Origin of the sequence: Flagellimonas flava (assembly GCF_900129665.1) — a bacterium.
In the GTDB taxonomy this organism is placed as follows: domain Bacteria; phylum Bacteroidota; class Bacteroidia; order Flavobacteriales; family Flavobacteriaceae; genus Flagellimonas; species Flagellimonas flava.
Window position 1 is genome coordinate 70,728 of sequence record NZ_FQWL01000005.1, and the last position, 20,561, is coordinate 91,288.

Sequence of the window (20,561 nt, forward strand, 5' to 3'; positions counted from 1 at the left end):
TTCACATCCATAACATTGTGTCAAAATTAAAATAAGTACAACCTGATAATTTGAAAATTATGAAAACGAATCAATTAAAATCGAAAATGCTTTCTCTGCTTGCATTGATAGTGCTCCTTCTATGTGGCAAGACCTATGCGCAAGAGAAAACAAAAGACCAGCCAAATTTCCTCGTCATCGTAGCAGATGACATGGGGTTCTCCGATGTGGGTGCTTTTGGAGGTGAAATAAACACCCCGAACATAGATAAGCTGGCCCAGGAGGGTACCCGCTATACCAACTATTATGTAGCTCCGACATGTTCACCAACCCGTTCTATGCTTTTAACGGGAATTGACAATCATTTAGTTGGATTGGGCAATATGTATGAATATCCAGCACCCAATCAAATCAATGAAAAAGGTTATGAAGGTTTTTTAAGCAAAGAGGTTCCAACCATTGCGGAAATCCTAAAAGATAATGGATATCATACATACATGACGGGAAAATGGCATTTAGGGAAAAACAAAGAGCATCTCCCTTCAGCATGTGGGTTTGAACGTTCTTTCTCCATGTTATCTGGCTCTGGAAGTTATTTTTCAATGAATGGTCCTGATGAAGATGCAACACCTAATCATTTTGTTGAAGATGACCAGTATCTTTCTAAGCTTCCTAAAAATTACTATGCCACAACCACATTTACTGATAAAATCATCTCTTACATAGATGAGAACAAGCATGATGGTAAACCATTCTTTGCATACTTGGCCCATCAAGCTCCCCATGACCCATTGATGGTTCCCAATAAGTGGTTACGAAAGTACAAAGGTGTTTTTGACAACGGTTGGGATGTGTTAAGAGACGAGCGTTTAGAGCGTATGGTTGAAATGGGCATTCTTTCGGAGAAAACCGAAATGGGTGAACGCCTTTGGTACATCCCTGGATTTGACGAGTTGAAAGTACTGGCTCAAGTCACAACTGCCAGAAAAATGGAAATCTATGCTGCTGTCCTAGACTATATGGACATGGAAATAGGACGATTAATGGAGTATCTGGAAAAGAACAATTTAAAAGATAACACCTACATCGTTTTCTTTTCGGACAATGGTCCAGATGTAAATGACAAAGCTTCTACCTATAAAAAGTATCCTGGTACAGCCGCCGCCAATTGGATGGCCAAAACGTATACCCACGGTTTTCAAAATTGGGGAAGGGCCGAGTCTTTCACTGCGTATGGACCTTCATGGGCACAAGTTTCAAGTGCGCCTTTCTATGGATTCAAATATACTACCTATGAAGGGGGTATTCGATCGCCTTTGATTGTGGTTTCCCCCAACCAAGACAACCAGGGAGTTATCAACACGGAAGCTATTCTGCATGTAAAGGATATCGCACCTACATTCTTGGAGTTAGCGGGAGTCTCTTCTAACAACTACCAAACCAACATTGCCATACAAGGTAAATCATGGGCCAGTATGTTAGATGGTAAAACCATGTCTCCGAGAAGTGAAAATGACTACTTAGGCACAGAATTGTTCAGCGCCAGATCAATACGAAAAGGGGATTGGAAAATTGTAAATGTTCCCGAACCAATAGGTAATGGGGAATGGCAGTTATTCAATGTAAAACAAGATCCTGGAGAACGCTTTGACCTCGCAGCTAAAAATCCTTCCAAGCTTCAAGAATTGAAACTGGACTGGGATGAATATCAAAAAGAGAATAATGTCATAATACCTAACAGAACGAATTTTGATGGCATGGAGGACAAATTACCACCTAGACCCCCAGTATACGACCCTGACTTTGGTCGAGGAAGTGAAATCCCAGTAGAAACAAAATCTAACAACTAAAATCATGAAAAAAGCAATAACATTATTTCTAGTAATTATATCATCAGCAAACCTATTTGCACAGATTGATGGACCACGAACGTATGCAGCAGTACCAAAGAATCTGAATATTTTGAGCGCCCATTTTATAAGTGCTCAGGCCAATGCTTCAATAAACAACTTGAGTTTTATTAACCCCGATGCTACGGTTGAAAGTAACTTGTACATGTTAACTTACACAAGAAGTCAACCCATTTTCGGCAGAACGTTTTATTCAACGCTTATTATGCCAGCAGGAAACCTAACAGCAACCTTGGATGTAGATGCACCTGGGCCTGTAGGTAGTTCCAATACCATATTTCAGCATGGATTTGGAGATTTAACCTGGTTGAACACCATAAATCTAATCGGTGCAAAAGGATTAATGATCAAGGACTTTGTAAGACATGAAAGTCCCTCATTACTCTACTTTCAGGCTGGATTGACTTTTCCCATAGGACAATATGAATCCGATGAAGCGGTAAACATCGGTAGTAATCAATTCAAGTTGAAGCTTGGGCTTCCATTCATACAACGTATAGGCCCTTGGATTGATGGAAAGAAAACTACACTTGAGCTATTCCCCGCTTACACCTTGATATCCAACAACAATGATTTTCAAGGACAAGAGGTTCAACAGAAAGGACTTTTCACTCTAGAGGGCCATTTGACCAGAGATATCACCAACAAGAGCTATCTGTCTTTGGATTACAGTTATATCAATGGAGGTGATTCGGAATTCTTTTTGAACGAAACAGGCGCATTGGTAAATGAGCAAGCAGGTCAAAATGTACACCTGATAGGCGCCTCACTTGGCTTCAACATCAATGACAATCTAAATCTAACAATGACACATAATCAATCCTTTTCGTCAGGTAACGACAATGTGTCACTTGATGGAACCCTTACAAAAATCACCCTAAGTTGGAGCTTTCATGATTTTCAAAACAAGTTTAAAAACTATATAGAAAGTAATTAGTCTCATTTTTGAGTTTAGTTGTTTGGGCCACCTGTTTTGCAGGTGGTTTTTTATGTCTAAAATTCCCGTTTTACGTTGGGAAACCCAATAGGCACGATGGGAAGTTCTCGAGTGTTTACAAGCTTTTTCAAGGGTAAGTTTGACCAGAAATTATGTTTAACAACCTAAAATTATTAGTCATGAAAACAACATTGAAATTTTTATACGTAGCACTTGCACTAGTATTTGCAAGTTGCTCCAGTTTAAGAGTGTCCAGCGACATTGCTGACAATGCAGATTTGAAAAAATACAACTTCTACACGGTTGCCGATACCGAAGAAGGCTTCTTGCCCAATGTAAACCCCACTCAAAAAATGCAATTGCAAACAGCTATCGAACAGGAGGCCAGATCATTATCAGTTGTTCAGACCAATTCTGGCGTTACTGGCCCAGATATCTTAATCAACTATTTCGTGGTAATTGATGCAAAACAAGACTTTGACACATACACCAACTATTACGGTAGGAGAAGGTGGCAGTATCAAATCACTGAGGTCGAAATTCGAGAATATACGGAAGGTACCTTGATAGTCGATTTTATTGATTCCAAAACCAAGGAAGTTGTTTGGCACGGAAGTACATCAGGAGTCATTTCCTCTAACTCAATCAAGTTGGAAGAAAAAATAAACGAAGCCGTTAAAGCCATTTTTAACCAATACAAAAAAGACCAAATTCTTTAAAAACAAGGAGTTATGAAAACTAAGATATTAACCGTACTAATTGTAGCAATCTCTTACTTGCAAATCAGCGCTCAAGAAGAAGACTTTAACCTGGCAGGTATATCATACACCTTTAATCCAGCAGTAAGTTTGGATAATCCTTCTAATCAACAGCTTCAGGAAACTGAAATAAATCTTTCTGAGTTTAAAGCATTCTTTTTAGCTCCATTCAAGTTAAAAAACGACAAGACCATTTTATTGGGTGGTATAGACTATACATTTCTAGGCGGGCCTTTAAATGACCTACCAAATGACCGAAGTGTTGAGGCCAATCTACATGCACTGAAGTTATCGGCTGGAATTAATCAGAAGCTTAACGATAATTGGGCGATAAGGGCAATTCTTTCACCTACCATAGCTTCAGATTTCTCAGGAAGTTTAACATCGGATGCATTTACCCTTCAAGCATCAGGTCTTATAAGACATATAACAAACAAAGGATTTAAGTTCGGTTTGGGTGCAGCTTATACCAATGGATTTGGTGAGCCTCAATTGGTTCCTATGGGAGAGTTCATTTATCGAAAGGACAATTTAGATGTTCTGGTTTTGGCACCCGTTCAGGCGGCTGTGAGATACCGTCTTAACAAAATGATACTTGGGTTTCGTGTAGATCTTCAAGGTAATGAGTATGCCTTGAATGTTGAGGACGCAGAAACCAACATAGGCCAGATCGAAAGTGTAAAATTTTCCAGATACAATATTGGGCCAACCATTGCAACCGATTTATCAAAAAGCGTAAGACTTCAGTTGTCAGGAGGTATCTCGCTAAAGAGGAAACTCACGGCAACAGATGTCAATGGTGATACTGAGGATTATGGTCTAGAAAATGGGGCATTCGTGAAAGCTAGTTTTCTCTTGATAAAGTAAGTCCAGAACCACTCATTTCTAATGTTATGAAAACCATTTTCAATCTAATCTTTGCTTTAATCGTCAGTTTTCACCAGGTTGCTGGGCAATCCGAAATGACCCCCTCAGAAACCTACCAAAAAGTCAATGATGCGGTAGTTGAAATTATAGCCAATTCAAAGGATCGCTCAAATCCATCATTTACATTGTATGAAGAGGGTCAGGGATCTGGAGTTGTGATTTCAAAGGATGGTTTGGTCCTTACGGCGGCGCATGTTGTTCAAACAGCAGAGAAGATTGAAATCAGATTCACTTCAGGAAAAAAAGTTCCTGCTAAAGTCATCAGATTGTCCAAAGGTGCAGATATCGCTTTGCTAAAACTGGCCTGGATACCCGACCAAATGAACGTGGTAACACTAGGAGACTCTGATAAGACCCAAATAGGAGATAAAGTGTGCATCATTGGAGCTCCCTATGGGCTTTCACATTCGCTCTCTGTAGGACACATAAGCAGGAGACACCAAGAACTAAATAAAACTACTGGTTTCCTGAGGGCCGAATTTTTTCAAACCGATGCAGCGATCAATCACGGTAATTCGGGAGGTCCGATGTTTAACAATAAGGGCGAGGTAATCGGAATTGTGAGTTCAATCCTCTCTGAATCTGGAGGTTTTGAAGGAATTGGGTTCGCTGCAACCTCTAATGTTACCAAGAATTTGGTGGTAGATGAAAATAGCCTGTACACAGGACTAGATGGTTATATACTCGATGAAGGTTTGGCTTATTTGCTCAATGTTCCTCAAAAAAGTGGTCTCCTAATCCAAAGGGTTGTTCCGCTTTCTCCGGCAGACTTTGCTGGATTAAAAGGTGGAATTCTAACCACTGAATTTAACGAAGAAGAAATAACACTAGGAGGAGATATTGTCCTAAGCGTGAACAATATCAAACTAGATTCCTTAGATGTTTTGGAAGAAATAGTCCAAACCATAAAAGACAAAAAACACGAGAATGGCTACCTCAAACTGGAAGTCCTTAGGGGTGGAAAAATAGAGAAGTTGTCCGTTCAATTAAAGAACTAAAGCAATGAAAAAATTTATCCCAATTATAACGGCATTGATAATTACAGCAACGCTGTTCAGCTCGTTTGTTAGCTCAACAGAAAGCAGCCCAGAGGGAATGGTAGTGATTTCTGGCGGTACGAGCCTAATAGGATCCAATGAAGTATTTGAACAAGAGGGGCCAGTTCATGAAAAGGTGACAAAATCATTCTATATGGATATCCACCCCGTAACGGTGGCCCAGTTCCGAACGTTCGTACAAGAAACAGCCTATGAAACGGATGCGGAAAAATTCGGCAATGCAGGGGTATTTCAAATGGAGATAGGTCAATGGACTTTGGTTGCTGGCGCCAATTGGATGTTTCCACAAGGTCCTAAAGGAGCAAATGCAAAGGATAATCACCCAGTCACCCAAGTGTCCTGGAATGATGCTAAAGCCTATTGCAAATGGGCTGGCAAACGTTTGCCCACTGAGCAAGAATGGGAACATGCGGCAAGAAACGGAGGACTTATAAAGACAGCTAAGTATCCTTGGGGCTCAGATACCCTTATGAAAGATGGCAAATACCAAGCAAATGTCTGGCAAGGTGCTTTCCCACTTTATAATAGCGTGAAAGACGGTTACAAATACACTTCTCCCGTAGGAGCTTTTGGAGAATCCCCTTTGGGCTTAGAGGACATGGCTGGCAATGTATGGGAGTGGTGTGAAAACTGGAAAATACCTTATGATCAAAGTTCGGAACCGTTCGTTCCCAAAGCCGAAAGTGAAAAGGCCCAGCGAGGAGGTTCTTATCTATGCGACCCAATGGTCTGTCATGGGTATCGAGTATCAGGAAGAAGTGGTTCCACACCTGAAACCTCTCTAATGCATGTAGGCTTTAGATGCGTAAAAGATATCCCTAACAATTAAAACTCATAACGATGATCAAAAACATTTTGACCAATAAGTGTCCCAACTGCGGTGAAGGGAAAATTTTCAAAAACTCCAACATCTACTTCAATTTCAGAAAAGCTGAAATGAACGAGAGTTGTCCGAAGTGCGGCTTTAAAAACCGTAAAGAACCAGGTTTCTTCTACGGGGCTATGTATGTTAGCTATGGACTTACAGTAGGTCAAGGTATCTTGACATATCTGATGGCCAGTCCGTTCTTTTCAGAACGTTTTGACCTACGAATCATTTGGGTTATTGCCTTAGTTCTTATCCTCCTCTCTTCATTCAACCTGAGAATTTCACGGATATTATGGATTTATCTTTTTAAAGAGTACCGAAATTGACTTGGCCATAAACTTTTAGAACCATTCATACGAACGATTTGAGTTTTAAGAATTGAACAATTCTTAGGAATCTTTATCTTTTGCCCAGAGAGTCTCATTAACCCGCCGTTTTCTTGGAAATTATCATTTAAAGCTAGTCCATTACCCTTGTCGTAACTTATTTTGAGCCTCGTTTTGTGAACAATTAGATAAAATGGGCAATTGAAACACCCAAAAATATCGTTAACAACTTGGATAGGTTGAACTCATGGCCTTCGCCCGCCTCAAATAAAATAGTTGTGGAAATATGCAAAAAGATACCGATAACCAAAGCATTGACGATATCCAAATATTCTGTGGCCAATATCGTATTATTGGATATAAAGGTGCCCAAAGGGGTCATTACCGCAAATGCGATCAGGAAACCAGCAATTTGAACTTTGCTATAGTTGGACTGGAACAAAAATGTGGTCAACAATGCCGCCACCGGGACCTTATGAATCAATACACCATACATCATGTCATTATGTTCGTGTATCGGGAACCCTTCCAAAAAGCTGTGGATACAAAGACCGATGAAAAGCAACCATGGAAACCCTTTGTCCCGGTTATGTAAATTATCATGGCCATGCTCGGCCCCTCCAGAGAAAAATTCCAAAACTATTTGCAACAAAATACCCAACATTATAAAAAGTCCGGTCTGGTCGGCCTCTAAATGATGGTACACCTCTGGCAATAGATCAAACAGTGTTAATGCCAACAGAAATGCACCACTAAATGACAATAAGAGCTTTGTGCCTATCGATTTCTGTTTTTTGGTGATAAAGGCAATGGCAACACCGATCAAAATGGCAATGACAGGGAGTAAATACTTGTTCATGGGAATACTACTTAAAAGTTTCAATCGAACGTTATGACGATATGATTTTTGAATTTAAAAGAGTGTCAAAAAAGATTCTTTTTAAAATCTTTTTCGACACATCGATTTTGTAATTGTTTTGAATTTCTAATACTAAATGTATCAGGGACGCAGTGCCACTTTAAGTGTTCCCGATGTCCGATCGCGCATCAAATCATATCCCTTCACTGCCTCTGACAATGGCAAAATATCGGTAAAGATCTTACTCGGGTCAATAATGCCCCTCTCCACTATTGGAAGTAATTTTTTCATATAGGCAGCTACGTTTACAACACCTGTGTGAATGGTTATGTTCCTAAACAATGCTGATGAATACGGCTGCTCGACTTGCTCGTAAAGATGGCCAAACCCAAGAACGCTTATCGATGCCCCGGCCTGGGTCATTTCCATGCCTTGTGCAATCGCGGTCTTGTTACCTACAGAATCGATAACAGAGTTTGCACCTCGTCCCTCTGTAAGTGACTTGACGAAAGCTACAGGGTCTTCATTTTTAGAGTTCACCACATGGGTCGCTCCAATGGTTTTTGCCAATTCCAATCGACTATCGTGACGCCCAACAAGGATAATGGTAGAGGGACCAAATAATGTAGCGGCCATTACCGCACTTAGGCCAACCGCACCATCACCGATGACCACTACGGTCTCACCTGTTTTGATGTTTGCGTTCAATGCCCCGTGATAACCGGTGGCAAAATTGTCCCCCAGTGGAAGAACCTTGGTATCATACTCATCCCCGGTCAAACCTTCTGGAAGCTTGAAAAGTGTTGAATTACCGTAAGGAACACGTATAAATTCAGCCTGTCCTCCTTGAATATCATCACCTCCGTGCTGTGCAAAAAGCGGTGTCCCGAACAAACCGCCATGGTCGCATGCCGAAGGTAGGTCACGTTTACAATAGTAACAATCCCCATCCACGAACATGGCGGAGGCTATAACACGGTCCCCGACTTTCAAGGTATGAATGTCCTTGCCCACCTGGTCTACGACACCCACAAATTCATGACCGATCCGCATTCCTTCAAATAGACCCATTTCAGGACCGTTTTGGGTGAATTCGAGATCCGCTCCGCAAATACCAGCAAGTGTGATACGTACGATTACGTCATCATCTTTTAATAATTGAGGTTTTGGTATATCCACGACCTCGATTTCTGCTCTTTCTTTATAAACTACTGCTTTCATAATTACTTATTTATTTTGTTTTTGCTGTGATCAGATTTTAAAAGAAAGCCCGAACGTGATCAAGTATCTTTCGGGCCTTCCTGTTGATATCAAATTGTTTCATGTATTAGTTGCGTGAGTGCGAATCGTACACCTTGCCACTGATTTTCCATTTCCCGTTCTCCTTGTAAAGGACAAAGAAGTCGGTGAAACGGAATCCGCCCCAGTCGTAGAATTCAACTTTGGCCGCTGCAGCCGGTCCTGAAATATCGATCCATGCAATATGGTGCCTTACGTTCTCGGAAGGCCCGCCTTCATCGACAATACCTTCAAACTGGTCCGCGGTCACATTATATACTTCCCCGTCCACTGATCCCACAACATGGGCATGGGCATAGAATGCCGAACGGCTTAATTTGCCATCGCCTGTCTTGGCACTCTCTATGTAGGGCTGCAAGGCCTTGGCCACTTCCTTGTACGCATCAAAGCTCTGTTTTTCCTGCGCTGTTCCCTTCTGTGCAAATGAGTTGAAAGCAATAAGGGAAAATACCACTATACTTAAGGTCTTCATCTGAATTTAGTTTTATGGATTAATTGTTTGCGTGTGAATCGTACACCTTGCCACTGATTTTCCATTTCCCTTCCTCCTTGTAAAGGACAAAGAAATCGGTGAACCTTAGCCCGACCCAATCGATGAACTCTACCTTGGCCGCAGCTGCCGGCCCTGATATATCTATCCAGGCAATACGGCTTTGTACTTCAGGGGATGGCCCACCCTCGTTTACCACTGCCTCAAATTCATCTGCGGTCTGGTTGTACACGGTTCCGCCCACGGACCCAAGGATATGGGCATGGTCAAAGAACGCCGAACGGCTCAACTTACCATCACCCGTACTGGCACTCTCAATGTAGGGCTGTAAAGCCTTTTCAACTTCCTTGTACTCATTGAAGCTTTGAACTTCATCTGCCTTTGTCTCTTTTGTCAATTCTGTAACTGTTTCCATTTTTTCTTATTATTTATTGTTGTATTAATATTTACTATTTGAACTTTCGTTTAATGATGTTTTAAACTCCTAGTGCACCATCACCGTAATTAGTGCGATTTTTCTTTTTTATGATTTATCAGTTTTTAAGCACTATTCTAAACCGTGCTTTGCCCGCCTCTAGATGCTGCATGGCCTCATTTACTTTTTCCATGGGAAACTCTTCCACCGTTGGATAAATTTCATGCCTTGCGCAGAACTCCAGCATTGTTTTGGTCAACTCGGGACTTCCAACGGTACTGCCGCCTACCGTTTTATCTCCGGCAATTAAACTAAAAGCTGGAATTTCCATGGGTTCCAATACGGCTCCAACAGTATGTAGTTTTCCTTTTTTTGAAAGGGCCGATAGATAGGCATTCCAATCCAAGTTGACATTTGTGGTATTTAGGATAAGTTTGAGTTTCCCCTGTACCGCTGCCAACTCTTTTGGGTCTCTGGAGTTGATGACCTTGGACGCCCCCATGGCAAGAATCTCTTCTTTTTTATCAGGATTTGAAGAAAAAGCGATTACCTCACATCCCCAGGCCTTCAAGAACTTAAGGGCCAAGTGCCCAAGCCCTCCGATACCGATTACCCCAACGGAGTCCGTAGGTTGCACACCCGCAATTACAATCGGGTTGAACACCGTCGCACCACCACAGAACAATGGGCCTACTTTGCCAGAATCCATTCCCTCGGGAATTGGGATTGCCCATGACCAATGTCCACGGACATGGTCTGCAAACCCGCCATGTCTGCCCACTATGGTCTGTTCAGCAGTATCACACATATTATGGTCCCCACCCATACAACTGGAGCAGCTCATACAGGAGCCCGAAAACCAGCCCATGCCTACTGTTTGTCCCACTTTCACGTTTTTCACGGAACTTCCGATAGCAATGACCTCCCCCACTATTTCGTGACCAGGAACCAGGGGGTATTCCGTCATGCCCCATTCGTTGTTCATCATGCTCAGGTCTGAATGGCAAACTCCGCAATGGGTAACTTTGATATCGACATCTTCCGCCCCGATTTTACCTAGTTCATAGGTGTATGGTGTCAATTTTCCATTGGGCTCTTGAACTGCGTATGCATTTACTTTCATCTAATTCTATATGGTATGATTGTATTATTATTTACTATTAGAACGTTCGTATATTATATGCCAAAAAAAAAAATCAACTCTCTATCATTTTCGTCATAAAGGATTTGAACAGCCGATAGGACTCATCTTTTCCAGCAGCTTTCATGCGTGTCATCACGCCCTGTCTACTTGTCAGAAAGAACACCGCCATTTCTGAAGCTTTAAAATCTTTGGAAAAAGCTCCGTTCTCTTGTCCTTCCATGAAAAAACGCTCAAATATGTCCTGCCATTTTTTGTAATTGCCATCGGCCACCTTCTGGATGAACTCGTTCTGTCCGGCTATCTCACTGGTGAGGGTGCCGACCATACATCCTTCCTTGCATGCCGTGGCCTCCAATCGCTCCAATTCCTCATTGAAAACCGTTTCCAATCTCGCTTTATGTGGCGCATCACTTTCCAGTAACCTCAAAGTAAAGTAAGCGGCTACCTTGTCCCCATAATGTTCAAGTACTTTGGCGGCAAAGTCTTCCTTGCTCTTGAAATAGTAGTAGAATGAACCACTGGGAATCTCGGCATTTTCCAAGAATTCCCTAAGTCCAAGATTGTGGTACCCTTTCTGGCTCAAAACCTTTACCCCGGTCTCCAAGGCCCTATGTATATTCTCTTTTTTCATTTTAATATTCGAACAGTCGTATACAAATCTATACGCTTACAAAAGAAATAAAAAAATGTTTGTTTTTTTTCCCATTTGCAACTTTTCATATTCAAGGGTTGTCTGTAATGGCATTGGAAAAAACACGACAGAAGTCGGTAGCTATCTCAAAAAAACACATATATATAATTAACTATCAGAGGTTTACCTTAATGCCTCGTTGAAAAGGGTTATTGTAGAGGCTTAGATAAACTTATGTGGTTTTTAGGAAACAGTCAAAAAATTAGGAACAAAAAAATATTGAAATGAAAGTATTGGTAATAGGGTCAACGGGCAGGGTCGGCCGTTTGTTGACCGAAAAGTTGCTTGAACAGGGCCATACCGTTGTGGGTACTTCAAGAGGGGAAGAAAGACTGTTTGAATCGGATAATTATAGTCCGATCAACCTGAACCTGCTCGACGATATAAAGGACATCGTGAACACGGTTCCCAGCGATGTAGGGGCCGTTTATTTTGTGTCGGGGTAACGTGGCAAGGATTTATTTCAGGTAGATTTGCACGGTGCCATTAAGACCATGCAGGCCGCCGAAGAGCTCAACATACCCCGTTATATTTTATTGAGCACCCTTTTTGCGCTCGACACGTCCAAATGGCACATTGACGATATTGACCAGCTTAGGGACTACTATGTTTCGAAGCATTATGCCGACCAATGGTTGACCAAGAACACTGGGTTGAACTATTCCATATTGCAGCCCGGGAACTTAAAAGAGGTTCCAGGTACCGGTAAGCTCCACTGAAATGGCATCATTTCAAACCATTAAACCTGTAAATTACTGATTTACAGGTTTTTTTATTTTGTTTACTTTCATTCAATAGCTAAAAATAGCTCAATAAATGGTCGCAAATCACTTAAGGGAGCCAGATTTAATAGGCTCTTTTGAGTTTTGCTGTTTTTGTACCAAAGCAACTGGGTTTGCAGTACTTGGTTTTCCTGCTTCAATAAAAATATCTATTTTCATATATGTGTATATAATACACAGAAAAGTTTAATGTTGTTTTTTCAGCACCAATCGATTGGTTTTAAAAAGATTGGAACGCTTGACAAATACAATAATTTGCCGAGTGATTCCCAAAGGTCTTAGAAAAGAGTTGTCGCTTTAGGGTCACATTGATTGGGATGAAATTCGTATGGAGCGCTCGATTGGCTTTGCCTTCTCTATAAAAACAGCGGGAAAAAATTTTATTAAAAAGATGATGTTGCCACCAATAAAACATTTATGAATTTACGAACCGGACATTTATTTTGGGATTTAAAGTCAGCCAGACAGCCCATAGCGCTAATGGTTTTGACAATGTTGCTTGTTTTAGGCAGCTGTACAAAGGTGACCGAAACCCAGCCCCCCAACATCCTTTGGATAGTCAGCGAGGACAATAGCGCCTATCTCGGCTGTTATGGGGATTCTCTTGCCACTACGCCTAATATTGACAAATTGGCCATGGAAGGCCATCTGTATACCCATGCCTACGCAAACGCTCCTGTATGTTCCCCAGCAAGAAACACAATTATCACTGGAGTTTATGCCACCTCAAATGGCAGTCAGCATATGAGGAGCTACAACCCCCTGTCCCAGGTTGTACGTTTTTTTCCGGAATACTTGAAAGAGAAAAGATATTACTGTACCAACAATGCAAAGGAAGATTACAATACCAACACTCCAATCTCGAAAGAGGTCTGGGATGAATCTTCCGAAACCGCGCATTACAGTAACCGTGACCAAGGACAACCCTTCTTTCATGTAAAAAACATACATACTACCCATGAAAGCAGTATTCATGATTCGATTCCTTCTTCCGAACTTGTGCATCGTCCTGAAGCAATGGCCATCCCTCCGTACCACCCCCCTACAGCGGATATAAAACATGACTGGGCGCAGTACTATGATAGGATTACACAGATGGATGCAGAGGTAGGTAAACTATTGAAAGAGCTTGAGGATAGTGGCTTAGCTGAAAATACGATAGTCTTCTACTACAGCGACCATGGTGGGGTCTTGGCAAGGAGCAAACGCTATCCCTTTGAGACGGGTACCAGGGTCCCTTTTATCATTCGGATACCTGATAAATACAAAACATGGAGGCCTTCAAAAGTTGGCGGAAAGGTAGCTAGAATGATATCATTTGTGGATTTGGCCCCCACTATGTTGGGCCTCGCAGGTATTGCCGCTCCTGACCACATGCAGGGCAAGGTGTTCTTGGGTGAATTCAAAGAAGAACCATCGGATTATGTACATATTTTCAAGGGAAGGATGGATGAGCGTTATGATATGTCTAGAGCAGTTCGCGACAAACGATTTAGGTACATCAAAAACTATATGCCTTTTCGCGCATACGGCCAACCCTTGAACTATTTGTTCCGGGCCAGATCAATACAATCTTGGCAAAATGAATGGGAGTTGGGAAACTTGAACAAAATTCAGTCTGCGTTTTGGGAAAGCAAGCCAGTAGAAGAACTATATGATCTTGAGAACGACCCATGGGAAACAGAGAATCTTGCTGACCGCCCTGAGTACGTTTCCGATTTGTGGCGACTTAGGAGGAAAAATCTCGAATGGACAAAAAAGATCAAAGATGCAGGGTTTATTCCAGAAGCTGAACTCATGGAGCGAACAAAAAGTACCACAGTATATGATTATCTGCGTTCTGACGGCAATAATCTAGAGAAAATAATACAGGTTGCCGAGAATGTATCCCTTGCGACAAGGGACTCTTTGCCCCGAATTATGGAATACTTATATCACAAGGACAATGCTATTAGGTATTGGGGGGCAACGGGTCTTCAAATTCTGAAAAGTGATGCTATGGGTGAAATTAAAAGCATAAAACTTGCCTTGGGAGATCCCTCGATTACCGTAACCAATGTGTTGTCGGAGGTGCTGTATAATTTGGGTGAGCGAGAAATTGCTCGTGCAAAACTTATTGAAAATCTTGCTCACGGCGATCATTACTCAAGGGTTCATACGCTGAACATAGTGGATGTTTTGGGACTTGAAGATGAAAAAATCAAAAAAGCGGTTGTTGATTTTTATAAGCAAAACTATGAGAATGACCGTTCACGCTACGATTTAAGGATGGTACGATATCTCTGTAAGAAATGGAAAATTGAAATTGACACTGGACCTGAATATAAAATTTAATTCACATGCTTCCGGCAACGTAGTCATGAACCAAGACAAAGATTTGTTTTAATCAAATGATATTTTAGATATACCAATAAGATTATTCTTACTATTTTTGCAGTTTTTTTGAATTTTTATTACAAAATGATATTTTTTATTAATAATACCTTACTTTCAAAAATATATTTATTGCAGATTTACAATGTGACCTATTAAAAAGCAAGCCTATTTCAAGTGAAAATTGCCCAGCGACATATTGAGACCGAAAAAAATGAAAAACAAAATCGGATGGAGACCCCATCCAATGGGCATAACGCACCTTCGGACCTTCAACTTTGGCAGGAGTTCAAGTCTGGCAGCGAAAATGCTTTTGCAACCATCTACAATGACAATGCTAGTAGATTGTACAGTTATGGGATAAAGCTGGTTCATGACCAAGATTTGGTAAAAGACACGATACAGGACCTTTTTGTAGAGCTATGGAATACCAAACAAAGGTTGGGAGAAGTTAAATCCATTAAATCCTATCTGTACAAATCCATTCGTAGAGCCCTTATTTCGAAAGCATCCAATAAAAGAAACAGACTGGGGTTTTTCTATCATCTAGAGCGTTTTGAAGAAACAGTCCCCTCCCAGGAAATTCATTTGATTGAAAAGCAGCGCTTTGATGAGGAAAGAAAAAAATTGAAAAAAGCTTTAGGAAAACTCAACCCCAAGCAACAAGAGGTAATTCATTTGAAATTCTATAGTCGCTTAAGCTATGAAGAAATTGCCGAGGTGATGTCCTTGGACAAAAAGAAAACGTACAATTTAGTAGCTTACACCTTAAAGTTGCTCAGGCAATATCTGAGCTTGTCGGTTTTAGCTTTTCTTTTGTGATGCTATCCTAATTCTGCTTGGCCAAAACCTTCGGCCCCCTGCTCTTTTGAAGAGACTATTATATCATTGGTTTTCAGCCCATTGTTCCAAAGGCTCACGGTTGTTTCTCACCGACCTATTAAGAAATTCACGAAAATTCCAACTTTTTTTAAGTAAAATGACAGAAATCACCTCTTATTAATTAGAGATTGACAATTATCAAAATTTTGTTGATGAAATATTGCAAATACGAGGTTGAGGATTTTGTAATGGACGAGTATTTCCAAAAATGGATTTTGGACAGTGATTCCTTGACGTCCAATTTTTGGGAAAACTGGATTTCCGACCATCCAGAAAAGAAAGAAATCGTTGAAAAGGCCAAAAGGCAGATTCTTCTGATGAATTTTGACAATGACCCTCTTTCCAAACAGGATTTTGACACGATGTGGCGCGTTATTGTGGAGAGAAGAAAAGATGACCATAAAGACCCACGCCAATTCCACTTTTTCGAAAAATATAGAAAACTTGCGCTTCTAAGGGCCGCTGCCGTGTTCATTGGATTTACGGTGGCCTGTTTTGGAATCTATCAATCCGGGCTCTTTGATACTAATTCTGTCCCGTCACTTTCAGGTTCTGAAATCACCCTTGAACTTGAGGATGGAACCGTCAAGGTTCTTAAGGAAAACTCCACAAATATTGTCAAGGATTCCGAAGGCAGTATTATCGTGCGGCAGGAAGAGAATACCCTACTGTATGAATCACCCGAATCGCGTAAGGAAACTTTGCACTACAACCAGCTTACCGTTCCATATGGAAAGAAATTTGAACTGATGCTATCTGATGGAACCCATGTGTTTCTGAATTCGGGATCAAAACTGAGATACCCTGTGACCTTCTTAAAAGACTCTAATCGAGATGTATATCTCGACGGGGAGGCGTATTTCTCCGTAAAGCGTGATGAAGAAAGGCCTTTTACAGTAATTACCGATGATATGAATACCAGGGTATATGGTACCGAGTTCAATGTTTCAAGTTACAAGAACGAGAACAATACATCCACCGTACTTGTTGAGGGAAGTGTCGGGGTCTACCGCTCTAATAATGACGAGGCGTTGAAACCAATAGCCATTGCTCCCGGTCAACGTGCGGTCTATCAAGACAATACCATAGCCGTTGAAGATGCAGAGGTATTAAAATATATTGCTTGGAAGGAAAACAAACTGCTTTTTGCAAACGATTCGTTCGATTTGATTTTGAAAGAATTGGAGCGCCATTTTAATGTTCGAATAAACAACCGGTTCTTGGCTTTAAACAACAAAAGGTTTACGGGAACTTTTGAACATGAATCGTTGGACATCATATTAAAAGTCTTCAGCGAACATACTGCATTTGACTTTACTGTTGAGGGAGAAACAATAATTATAACGGAAAGAAAGTAAAATAATCAACAAATTAGATACAAACCTTAAACCGTCAGCCTATGAAACAAAAAAATCGGAAAGTGGTGCAACACTTTCCGATTAACAAATGATCTAGTCGTAAGTAAACTAACTAAAATCAATTCAAAATTATGAAAAAACTAAGGAACTTCCCTAAGAAAAGGAAGTATGCATTCCCAAAGTTTGACTTGAAAATGAAAATCTCGCTACTGCTCATATTAACAGTTTTTTTTCAATTACAGGCAGAGACGGGATATGCCCAAAAGGCAAAAATCACAGTCAATATGACCAATGCCTCCATCTTGGAGGTAATGAATGAAATTGAATCAGTTTCGGAATTCAAATTTTTCTACAGTAGTCAAGAACTCGATTTAAGCCGTAAGGTAAGCATCAATGCAAAAAAGCAACGGATAGACAATGTATTGCGTGAACTCTTTTCAAACGGAGTCGCTATTTACAAAGTCATCGAAAAACAAATTGTACTTACCCCGACCGGCACTTCTACTAGGGTTATACAACCGGTAAAACAATCAAAACCGACCCAACAACCGGATCAAGCTCAGGTTTCAGGAACGGTTTCGGACTCAAATGGGACCCCATTGCCAGGTGCCAACATAGTTGAGAAAGGTACTACTAATGGTGTTGTAACCGATTTCGATGGTAATTTTTCAATCTCAATTGCAGATGCCAATGCAACCTTGGTAGTGTCTTATATAGGGTTTGAGAAGAAAGAGGTGGCTGTCAATGGACAGACCAGTATCAACGTATCATTGCAGGAAAGCACATCTGGCTTAGACGAAGTGGTGGTCATCGGTTACGGAACGCAGGCCAAAAGTGATTTAACAGGAGCTCTGGTTTCCTTGGATGACGAGCAGATCAACAGCATTAATGCGCCAAGGGTAGAGGAAAGATTGAAAGCCCAGACCCCAGGTGTGCAAATCTCTTCGACTTCCAACCATCCCGGTGGAACCGTTCAGATTCGGATTAGAGGAAGCAACTCCATTCAAGGTGATAACAATCCTTTAATTGTAATCGACGGACTTATAGGTGGAGACCTAACTTTTATAAACCCCAATGACATTGCCTCCTTAGAGGTATTGAAAGATGCTTCTGCTACAGCAATTTATGGCTCTCGTGGTGCAAATGGGGTCATTATAGTCACTACTAAAAAAGGTAGAAAAGGAAAGCCGACCGTGAACCTTAATATATATGGAGGTGTACAAAATGTCAACAAGAAAATAGATTTGTTGAATGCCAATGAGTGGACCAGTATTTTGAATCAAAACCCGAATTCAATTAACCTTGATGGTCCTATTGCGGCGGATACGGACTGGCAAGATGAAATCTTCCAGACGGCTCCTATACAGAATTATCAGCTTTCGGTTTCCGGGGGTACCGAGAATACAAATTATCTTTTTTCGCTCAATTATTTTGATCAGGAAGGCGTCATAAAGAATGCCGACTTCAATCGAGCGACCATACGATTGAACCTAGAACAAAAACTAGGCAAAAAAATTAGGATTGGGAACAATCTTTCCTTTTCAAGAACGGTGAACAACTTAGTGAAAATGAACGAAGGCTTTGGGAACGATGGAGGGCCGGTAACTTTTGCAGCCCTTATTTCTTCGCCAGCTTATCCTGTTTTTGATGAATCCATAAACACATTTACCTATAATCCATTTGAGCCGATTGCGGAAAATCCTGTGCGTCTGGTGAATCAAAGGGATGATGTTAGATCTACAAACTACCTTTTCGGAAATCTATACGGGGAATTGGATATTGTTAAAGGATTAACGTATAAGCTTAATTTTGGGTATATCCTCAGGGATTTTTTGCAGCAAAGATATGATAGCAGGGAACTGGTAGGTGTTCAAGATATCGGATTTGCCAATGTGAATAGTAGAAACCAAACAGATTATCTGCTTGAGCATACCCTAAACTACTCCAACACCTTCAACGAGGTACACAATCTGAATGTCCTTGCTGGATTCACTACACAAGCAATTGAGAACAAGGGACTATCGACTAGTGCATCAGGTTTCTCCAGTGATGAACTCGGATTTAATGGTATTCAACTGGCGACAAACCTGGGGCCGGCATTTACTTTCTTTGATAGGAGGACTTTAGCTTCTTTTTTAGGTAGGATCAATTATTCCTACGGCGGCAAATATTTACTTTCAGCTTCGTTTAGGGCTGATGGAGCCTCTGTTTTTGCCAAAAATAACAAATGGGCTTATTTTCCTTCAGCTTCAGTAGGTTGGCGAATAAGTCAAGAGGAATTCTTAAAGGATAGTAAGACCATAAGCAATCTTAAGTTGAGGGGGAGCTATGGGGTGACTGGAAGTCAGGCTATTCAGCCTTACCAATCTTTAGCAGCGTTCCAATCCGGTGTCGCTATAAATTTTGGCGAAGAAGTAGCCTTGAATGGATCGATTCCAAGTCGTATAGCGAACAACGATTTAAAATGGGAGACTACTACTTCCTATAACGTTGGCTTGGATTTAGGACTTTTCAACCAAAGAATAGACTTCACTGCGGAATATTATTATAAGAAAACCGAGGATCTCCTTTTCGATAAAGAGCTTCCTAAATATACAGGGTTCAGCAGCCAGGTTCAGAACATCGGTAGTATGCGCAACGAAGGATTTGAATTTGCATTGAATACGGTCAACGTAAACTCTGATACATTTAGGTGGAATACGAACTTCAATATTTTCTTCAACGAAAACGAGGTTTTGGACCTTGGTGGGGACGAAAATTTGATCTTGAGTTCTGGCTCGGTCTTTAGTGAGATAAGCGAGAGCGGCATATTGACTCCTGGTGAACCTTTGGGATCGTTTTATGGGTTTGTGTTTGATGGTATTTACCAGAATCAGGCTGAAGTTGATGCCATAAATGACCCCCGTGGCGCGCCAGGTAGAGTAAAGTTTAAAGATGTCAATGGGGACGGTGCTATAGATTCTGAAGACCGAACTGTTATCGGTAATGCCCAACCCGATTTTATATGGGGCTTAACCAATAATCTATCTTACAAAAATATCGACTTGGACTTTACCCTTCAGGGTGTACAGGGCAATGAAGTTTTTTGGACAACCGAATTTCAACTTTCCAGGGTTGGCCGAGAATCCAATTCTTTAGCCTCGATAAGGAACTTTTGGAATGGTGAAGGCACCAGTAATACGGTTCAGGGTCTTGGTGAGGGACCCGGAGACATGTCAAGCAGATATATTCATGATGGGTCCTATATACGATTACAAAATTTGTCGCTAGGATTTAATTTTCCAAGAACATTATTAGACAGGTTAAAAATACAGGCTGCCAAAGTATATGTGAGTGGCCAAAACCTATTTACTATAACCAATTATCCGGGCTATGATCCTGAAGTGAATTCAAGAGGAGGAAATGACAATTTATCTAATCAAAACATTTTGTTGGGTTATGATCATGGTGGATTTCCAGGAGTAAAAATTTATAACATCGGTCTTAATTTGACCTTTTAAAAAAA

17 protein-coding genes and 1 pseudogene are annotated in these 20,561 nt (G+C 41.0%); 12 read left to right on the plus strand and 6 right to left on the minus strand.

Annotation, left to right across the window (positions count from 1 at the left end; genetic code table 11):
• Nucleotides 1-59: 59 nt before the first annotated feature.
• The 7 genes from BUC10_RS14075 to BUC10_RS14105 all read left to right on the plus strand — a co-directional run bounded on the left by BUC10_RS14075 (nucleotide 60) and on the right by BUC10_RS14105 (nucleotide 6,763).
• Nucleotides 60-1,829 carry an arylsulfatase gene (locus BUC10_RS14075; protein ID WP_084732659.1) on the plus strand — a complete coding sequence of 590 codons (1,770 nt, stop codon included), beginning with the start codon at nucleotides 60-62 and terminating at the stop codon, nucleotides 1,827-1,829.
• Between the two features lie 4 nt (nucleotides 1,830-1,833).
• Nucleotides 1,834-2,826 (plus strand): transporter, encoded by a 993-nt coding sequence (locus tag BUC10_RS14080; RefSeq protein ID WP_073180806.1) that lies wholly within the window; start codon nucleotides 1,834-1,836, stop codon nucleotides 2,824-2,826.
• Between the two features lie 179 nt (nucleotides 2,827-3,005).
• Complete coding sequence (locus tag BUC10_RS14085; protein WP_165614908.1) at nucleotides 3,006-3,545, plus strand: DUF4136 domain-containing protein; 540 nt, start codon at nucleotides 3,006-3,008, stop codon at nucleotides 3,543-3,545.
• A gap of 12 nt (nucleotides 3,546-3,557) precedes the next feature.
• The gene (locus BUC10_RS14090) at nucleotides 3,558-4,451 is read left to right on the plus strand and encodes a DUF6268 family outer membrane beta-barrel protein (protein ID WP_073180808.1); all 894 of its coding nucleotides are present in this window, start codon (nucleotides 3,558-3,560) and stop codon (nucleotides 4,449-4,451) included.
• Nucleotides 4,452-4,477: 26 nt separating this feature from the next.
• The gene (locus tag BUC10_RS14095) at nucleotides 4,478-5,509 is read left to right on the plus strand and encodes a S1C family serine protease (protein WP_073180809.1); all 1,032 of its coding nucleotides are present in this window, start codon (nucleotides 4,478-4,480) and stop codon (nucleotides 5,507-5,509) included.
• A gap of 4 nt (nucleotides 5,510-5,513) precedes the next feature.
• Nucleotides 5,514-6,398 carry a formylglycine-generating enzyme family protein gene (locus BUC10_RS14100; RefSeq protein WP_084732660.1) on the plus strand — a complete coding sequence of 295 codons (885 nt, stop codon included), beginning with the start codon at nucleotides 5,514-5,516 and terminating at the stop codon, nucleotides 6,396-6,398.
• Nucleotides 6,399-6,409: 11 nt separating this feature from the next.
• The gene (locus BUC10_RS14105; RefSeq protein ID WP_073180812.1) at nucleotides 6,410-6,763 is read left to right on the plus strand and encodes a DUF983 domain-containing protein; all 354 of its coding nucleotides are present in this window, start codon (nucleotides 6,410-6,412) and stop codon (nucleotides 6,761-6,763) included.
• A 184-nt stretch (nucleotides 6,764-6,947) separates the two neighbouring features.
• Here BUC10_RS14105 and BUC10_RS14110 read toward each other — a convergent pair whose 3' ends face one another.
• The 6 genes from BUC10_RS14110 to BUC10_RS14135 form a co-directional block, all read right to left on the minus strand.
• Nucleotides 6,948-7,622 carry a ZIP family metal transporter gene (locus tag BUC10_RS14110; protein ID WP_073180814.1) on the minus strand — a complete coding sequence of 225 codons (675 nt, stop codon included), beginning with the start codon at nucleotides 7,620-7,622 and terminating at the stop codon, nucleotides 6,948-6,950.
• Nucleotides 7,623-7,763: 141 nt separating this feature from the next.
• Complete coding sequence (locus BUC10_RS14115; protein ID WP_073180816.1) at nucleotides 7,764-8,843, minus strand: zinc-dependent alcohol dehydrogenase; 1,080 nt, start codon at nucleotides 8,841-8,843, stop codon at nucleotides 7,764-7,766.
• Nucleotides 8,844-8,949: 106 nt separating this feature from the next.
• Entirely contained in the window at nucleotides 8,950-9,393 is a 444-nt protein-coding gene (locus tag BUC10_RS14120) for a nuclear transport factor 2 family protein (protein ID WP_073180818.1), read from the minus strand.
• A 19-nt stretch (nucleotides 9,394-9,412) separates the two neighbouring features.
• The gene (locus BUC10_RS14125; RefSeq protein WP_073180820.1) at nucleotides 9,413-9,826 is read right to left on the minus strand and encodes a nuclear transport factor 2 family protein; all 414 of its coding nucleotides are present in this window, start codon (nucleotides 9,824-9,826) and stop codon (nucleotides 9,413-9,415) included.
• Between the two features lie 118 nt (nucleotides 9,827-9,944).
• Nucleotides 9,945-10,949, minus strand: coding sequence for an NADPH-dependent aldehyde reductase Ahr (ahr, locus tag BUC10_RS14130; RefSeq protein WP_073180823.1), 1,005 nt, complete (start codon nucleotides 10,947-10,949; stop codon nucleotides 9,945-9,947).
• Nucleotides 10,950-11,022: 73 nt separating this feature from the next.
• Nucleotides 11,023-11,601 carry a TetR/AcrR family transcriptional regulator gene (locus tag BUC10_RS14135; protein WP_073180825.1) on the minus strand — a complete coding sequence of 193 codons (579 nt, stop codon included), beginning with the start codon at nucleotides 11,599-11,601 and terminating at the stop codon, nucleotides 11,023-11,025.
• 284 nt (nucleotides 11,602-11,885) lie between these two features.
• Here BUC10_RS14135 and BUC10_RS18055 point away from each other — a divergent pair.
• The 5 genes and pseudogenes from BUC10_RS18055 to BUC10_RS14165 all read left to right on the plus strand — a co-directional run bounded on the left by BUC10_RS18055 (nucleotide 11,886) and on the right by BUC10_RS14165 (nucleotide 20,556).
• Nucleotides 11,886-12,380, plus strand: a pseudogene (locus BUC10_RS18055) (NAD(P)-binding oxidoreductase).
• Between the two features lie 480 nt (nucleotides 12,381-12,860).
• Nucleotides 12,861-14,777 carry a sulfatase-like hydrolase/transferase gene (locus BUC10_RS14150; RefSeq protein ID WP_222843731.1) on the plus strand — a complete coding sequence of 639 codons (1,917 nt, stop codon included), beginning with the start codon at nucleotides 12,861-12,863 and terminating at the stop codon, nucleotides 14,775-14,777.
• A 216-nt stretch (nucleotides 14,778-14,993) separates the two neighbouring features.
• Nucleotides 14,994-15,638, plus strand: coding sequence for an RNA polymerase sigma factor (locus BUC10_RS14155; RefSeq protein ID WP_073180832.1), 645 nt, complete (start codon nucleotides 14,994-14,996; stop codon nucleotides 15,636-15,638).
• 212 nt (nucleotides 15,639-15,850) lie between these two features.
• Nucleotides 15,851-17,056: a FecR family protein gene (locus BUC10_RS14160; RefSeq protein WP_073180834.1), complete on the plus strand. Its 1,206-nt coding sequence runs from the start codon at nucleotides 15,851-15,853 to the stop codon at nucleotides 17,054-17,056.
• Nucleotides 17,057-17,187: 131 nt separating this feature from the next.
• The gene (locus BUC10_RS14165) at nucleotides 17,188-20,556 is read left to right on the plus strand and encodes a TonB-dependent receptor (RefSeq protein WP_084732661.1); all 3,369 of its coding nucleotides are present in this window, start codon (nucleotides 17,188-17,190) and stop codon (nucleotides 20,554-20,556) included.
• Nucleotides 20,557-20,561: the final 5 nt, after the last annotated feature.

Coding starts and splice junctions, on each gene's coding strand:
- BUC10_RS14075 (WP_084732659.1), top strand. CDS start 60: ATGAAAACGAATCAATTAAAATCGAAAATGCTTTCTCTGCTTGCATTG.
- BUC10_RS14080 (WP_073180806.1), top strand. CDS start 1,834: ATGAAAAAAGCAATAACATTATTTCTAGTAATTATATCATCAGCAAAC.
- BUC10_RS14085 (WP_165614908.1), top strand. CDS start 3,006: ATGAAAACAACATTGAAATTTTTATACGTAGCACTTGCACTAGTATTT.
- BUC10_RS14090 (WP_073180808.1), top strand. CDS start 3,558: ATGAAAACTAAGATATTAACCGTACTAATTGTAGCAATCTCTTACTTG.
- BUC10_RS14095 (WP_073180809.1), top strand. CDS start 4,478: ATGAAAACCATTTTCAATCTAATCTTTGCTTTAATCGTCAGTTTTCAC.
- BUC10_RS14100 (WP_084732660.1), top strand. CDS start 5,514: ATGAAAAAATTTATCCCAATTATAACGGCATTGATAATTACAGCAACG.
- BUC10_RS14105 (WP_073180812.1), top strand. CDS start 6,410: ATGATCAAAAACATTTTGACCAATAAGTGTCCCAACTGCGGTGAAGGG.
- BUC10_RS14110 (WP_073180814.1), bottom strand. CDS start 7,622: ATGAACAAGTATTTACTCCCTGTCATTGCCATTTTGATCGGTGTTGCC.
- BUC10_RS14115 (WP_073180816.1), bottom strand. CDS start 8,843: ATGAAAGCAGTAGTTTATAAAGAAAGAGCAGAAATCGAGGTCGTGGAT.
- BUC10_RS14120 (WP_073180818.1), bottom strand. CDS start 9,393: ATGAAGACCTTAAGTATAGTGGTATTTTCCCTTATTGCTTTCAACTCA.
- BUC10_RS14125 (WP_073180820.1), bottom strand. CDS start 9,826: ATGGAAACAGTTACAGAATTGACAAAAGAGACAAAGGCAGATGAAGTT.
- ahr (WP_073180823.1), bottom strand. CDS start 10,949: ATGAAAGTAAATGCATACGCAGTTCAAGAGCCCAATGGAAAATTGACA.
- BUC10_RS14135 (WP_073180825.1), bottom strand. CDS start 11,601: ATGAAAAAAGAGAATATACATAGGGCCTTGGAGACCGGGGTAAAGGTT.
- BUC10_RS14150 (WP_222843731.1), top strand. CDS start 12,861: ATGAATTTACGAACCGGACATTTATTTTGGGATTTAAAGTCAGCCAGA.
- BUC10_RS14160 (WP_073180834.1), top strand. CDS start 15,851: ATGAAATATTGCAAATACGAGGTTGAGGATTTTGTAATGGACGAGTAT.
- BUC10_RS14165 (WP_084732661.1), top strand. CDS start 17,188: ATGAAAAAACTAAGGAACTTCCCTAAGAAAAGGAAGTATGCATTCCCA.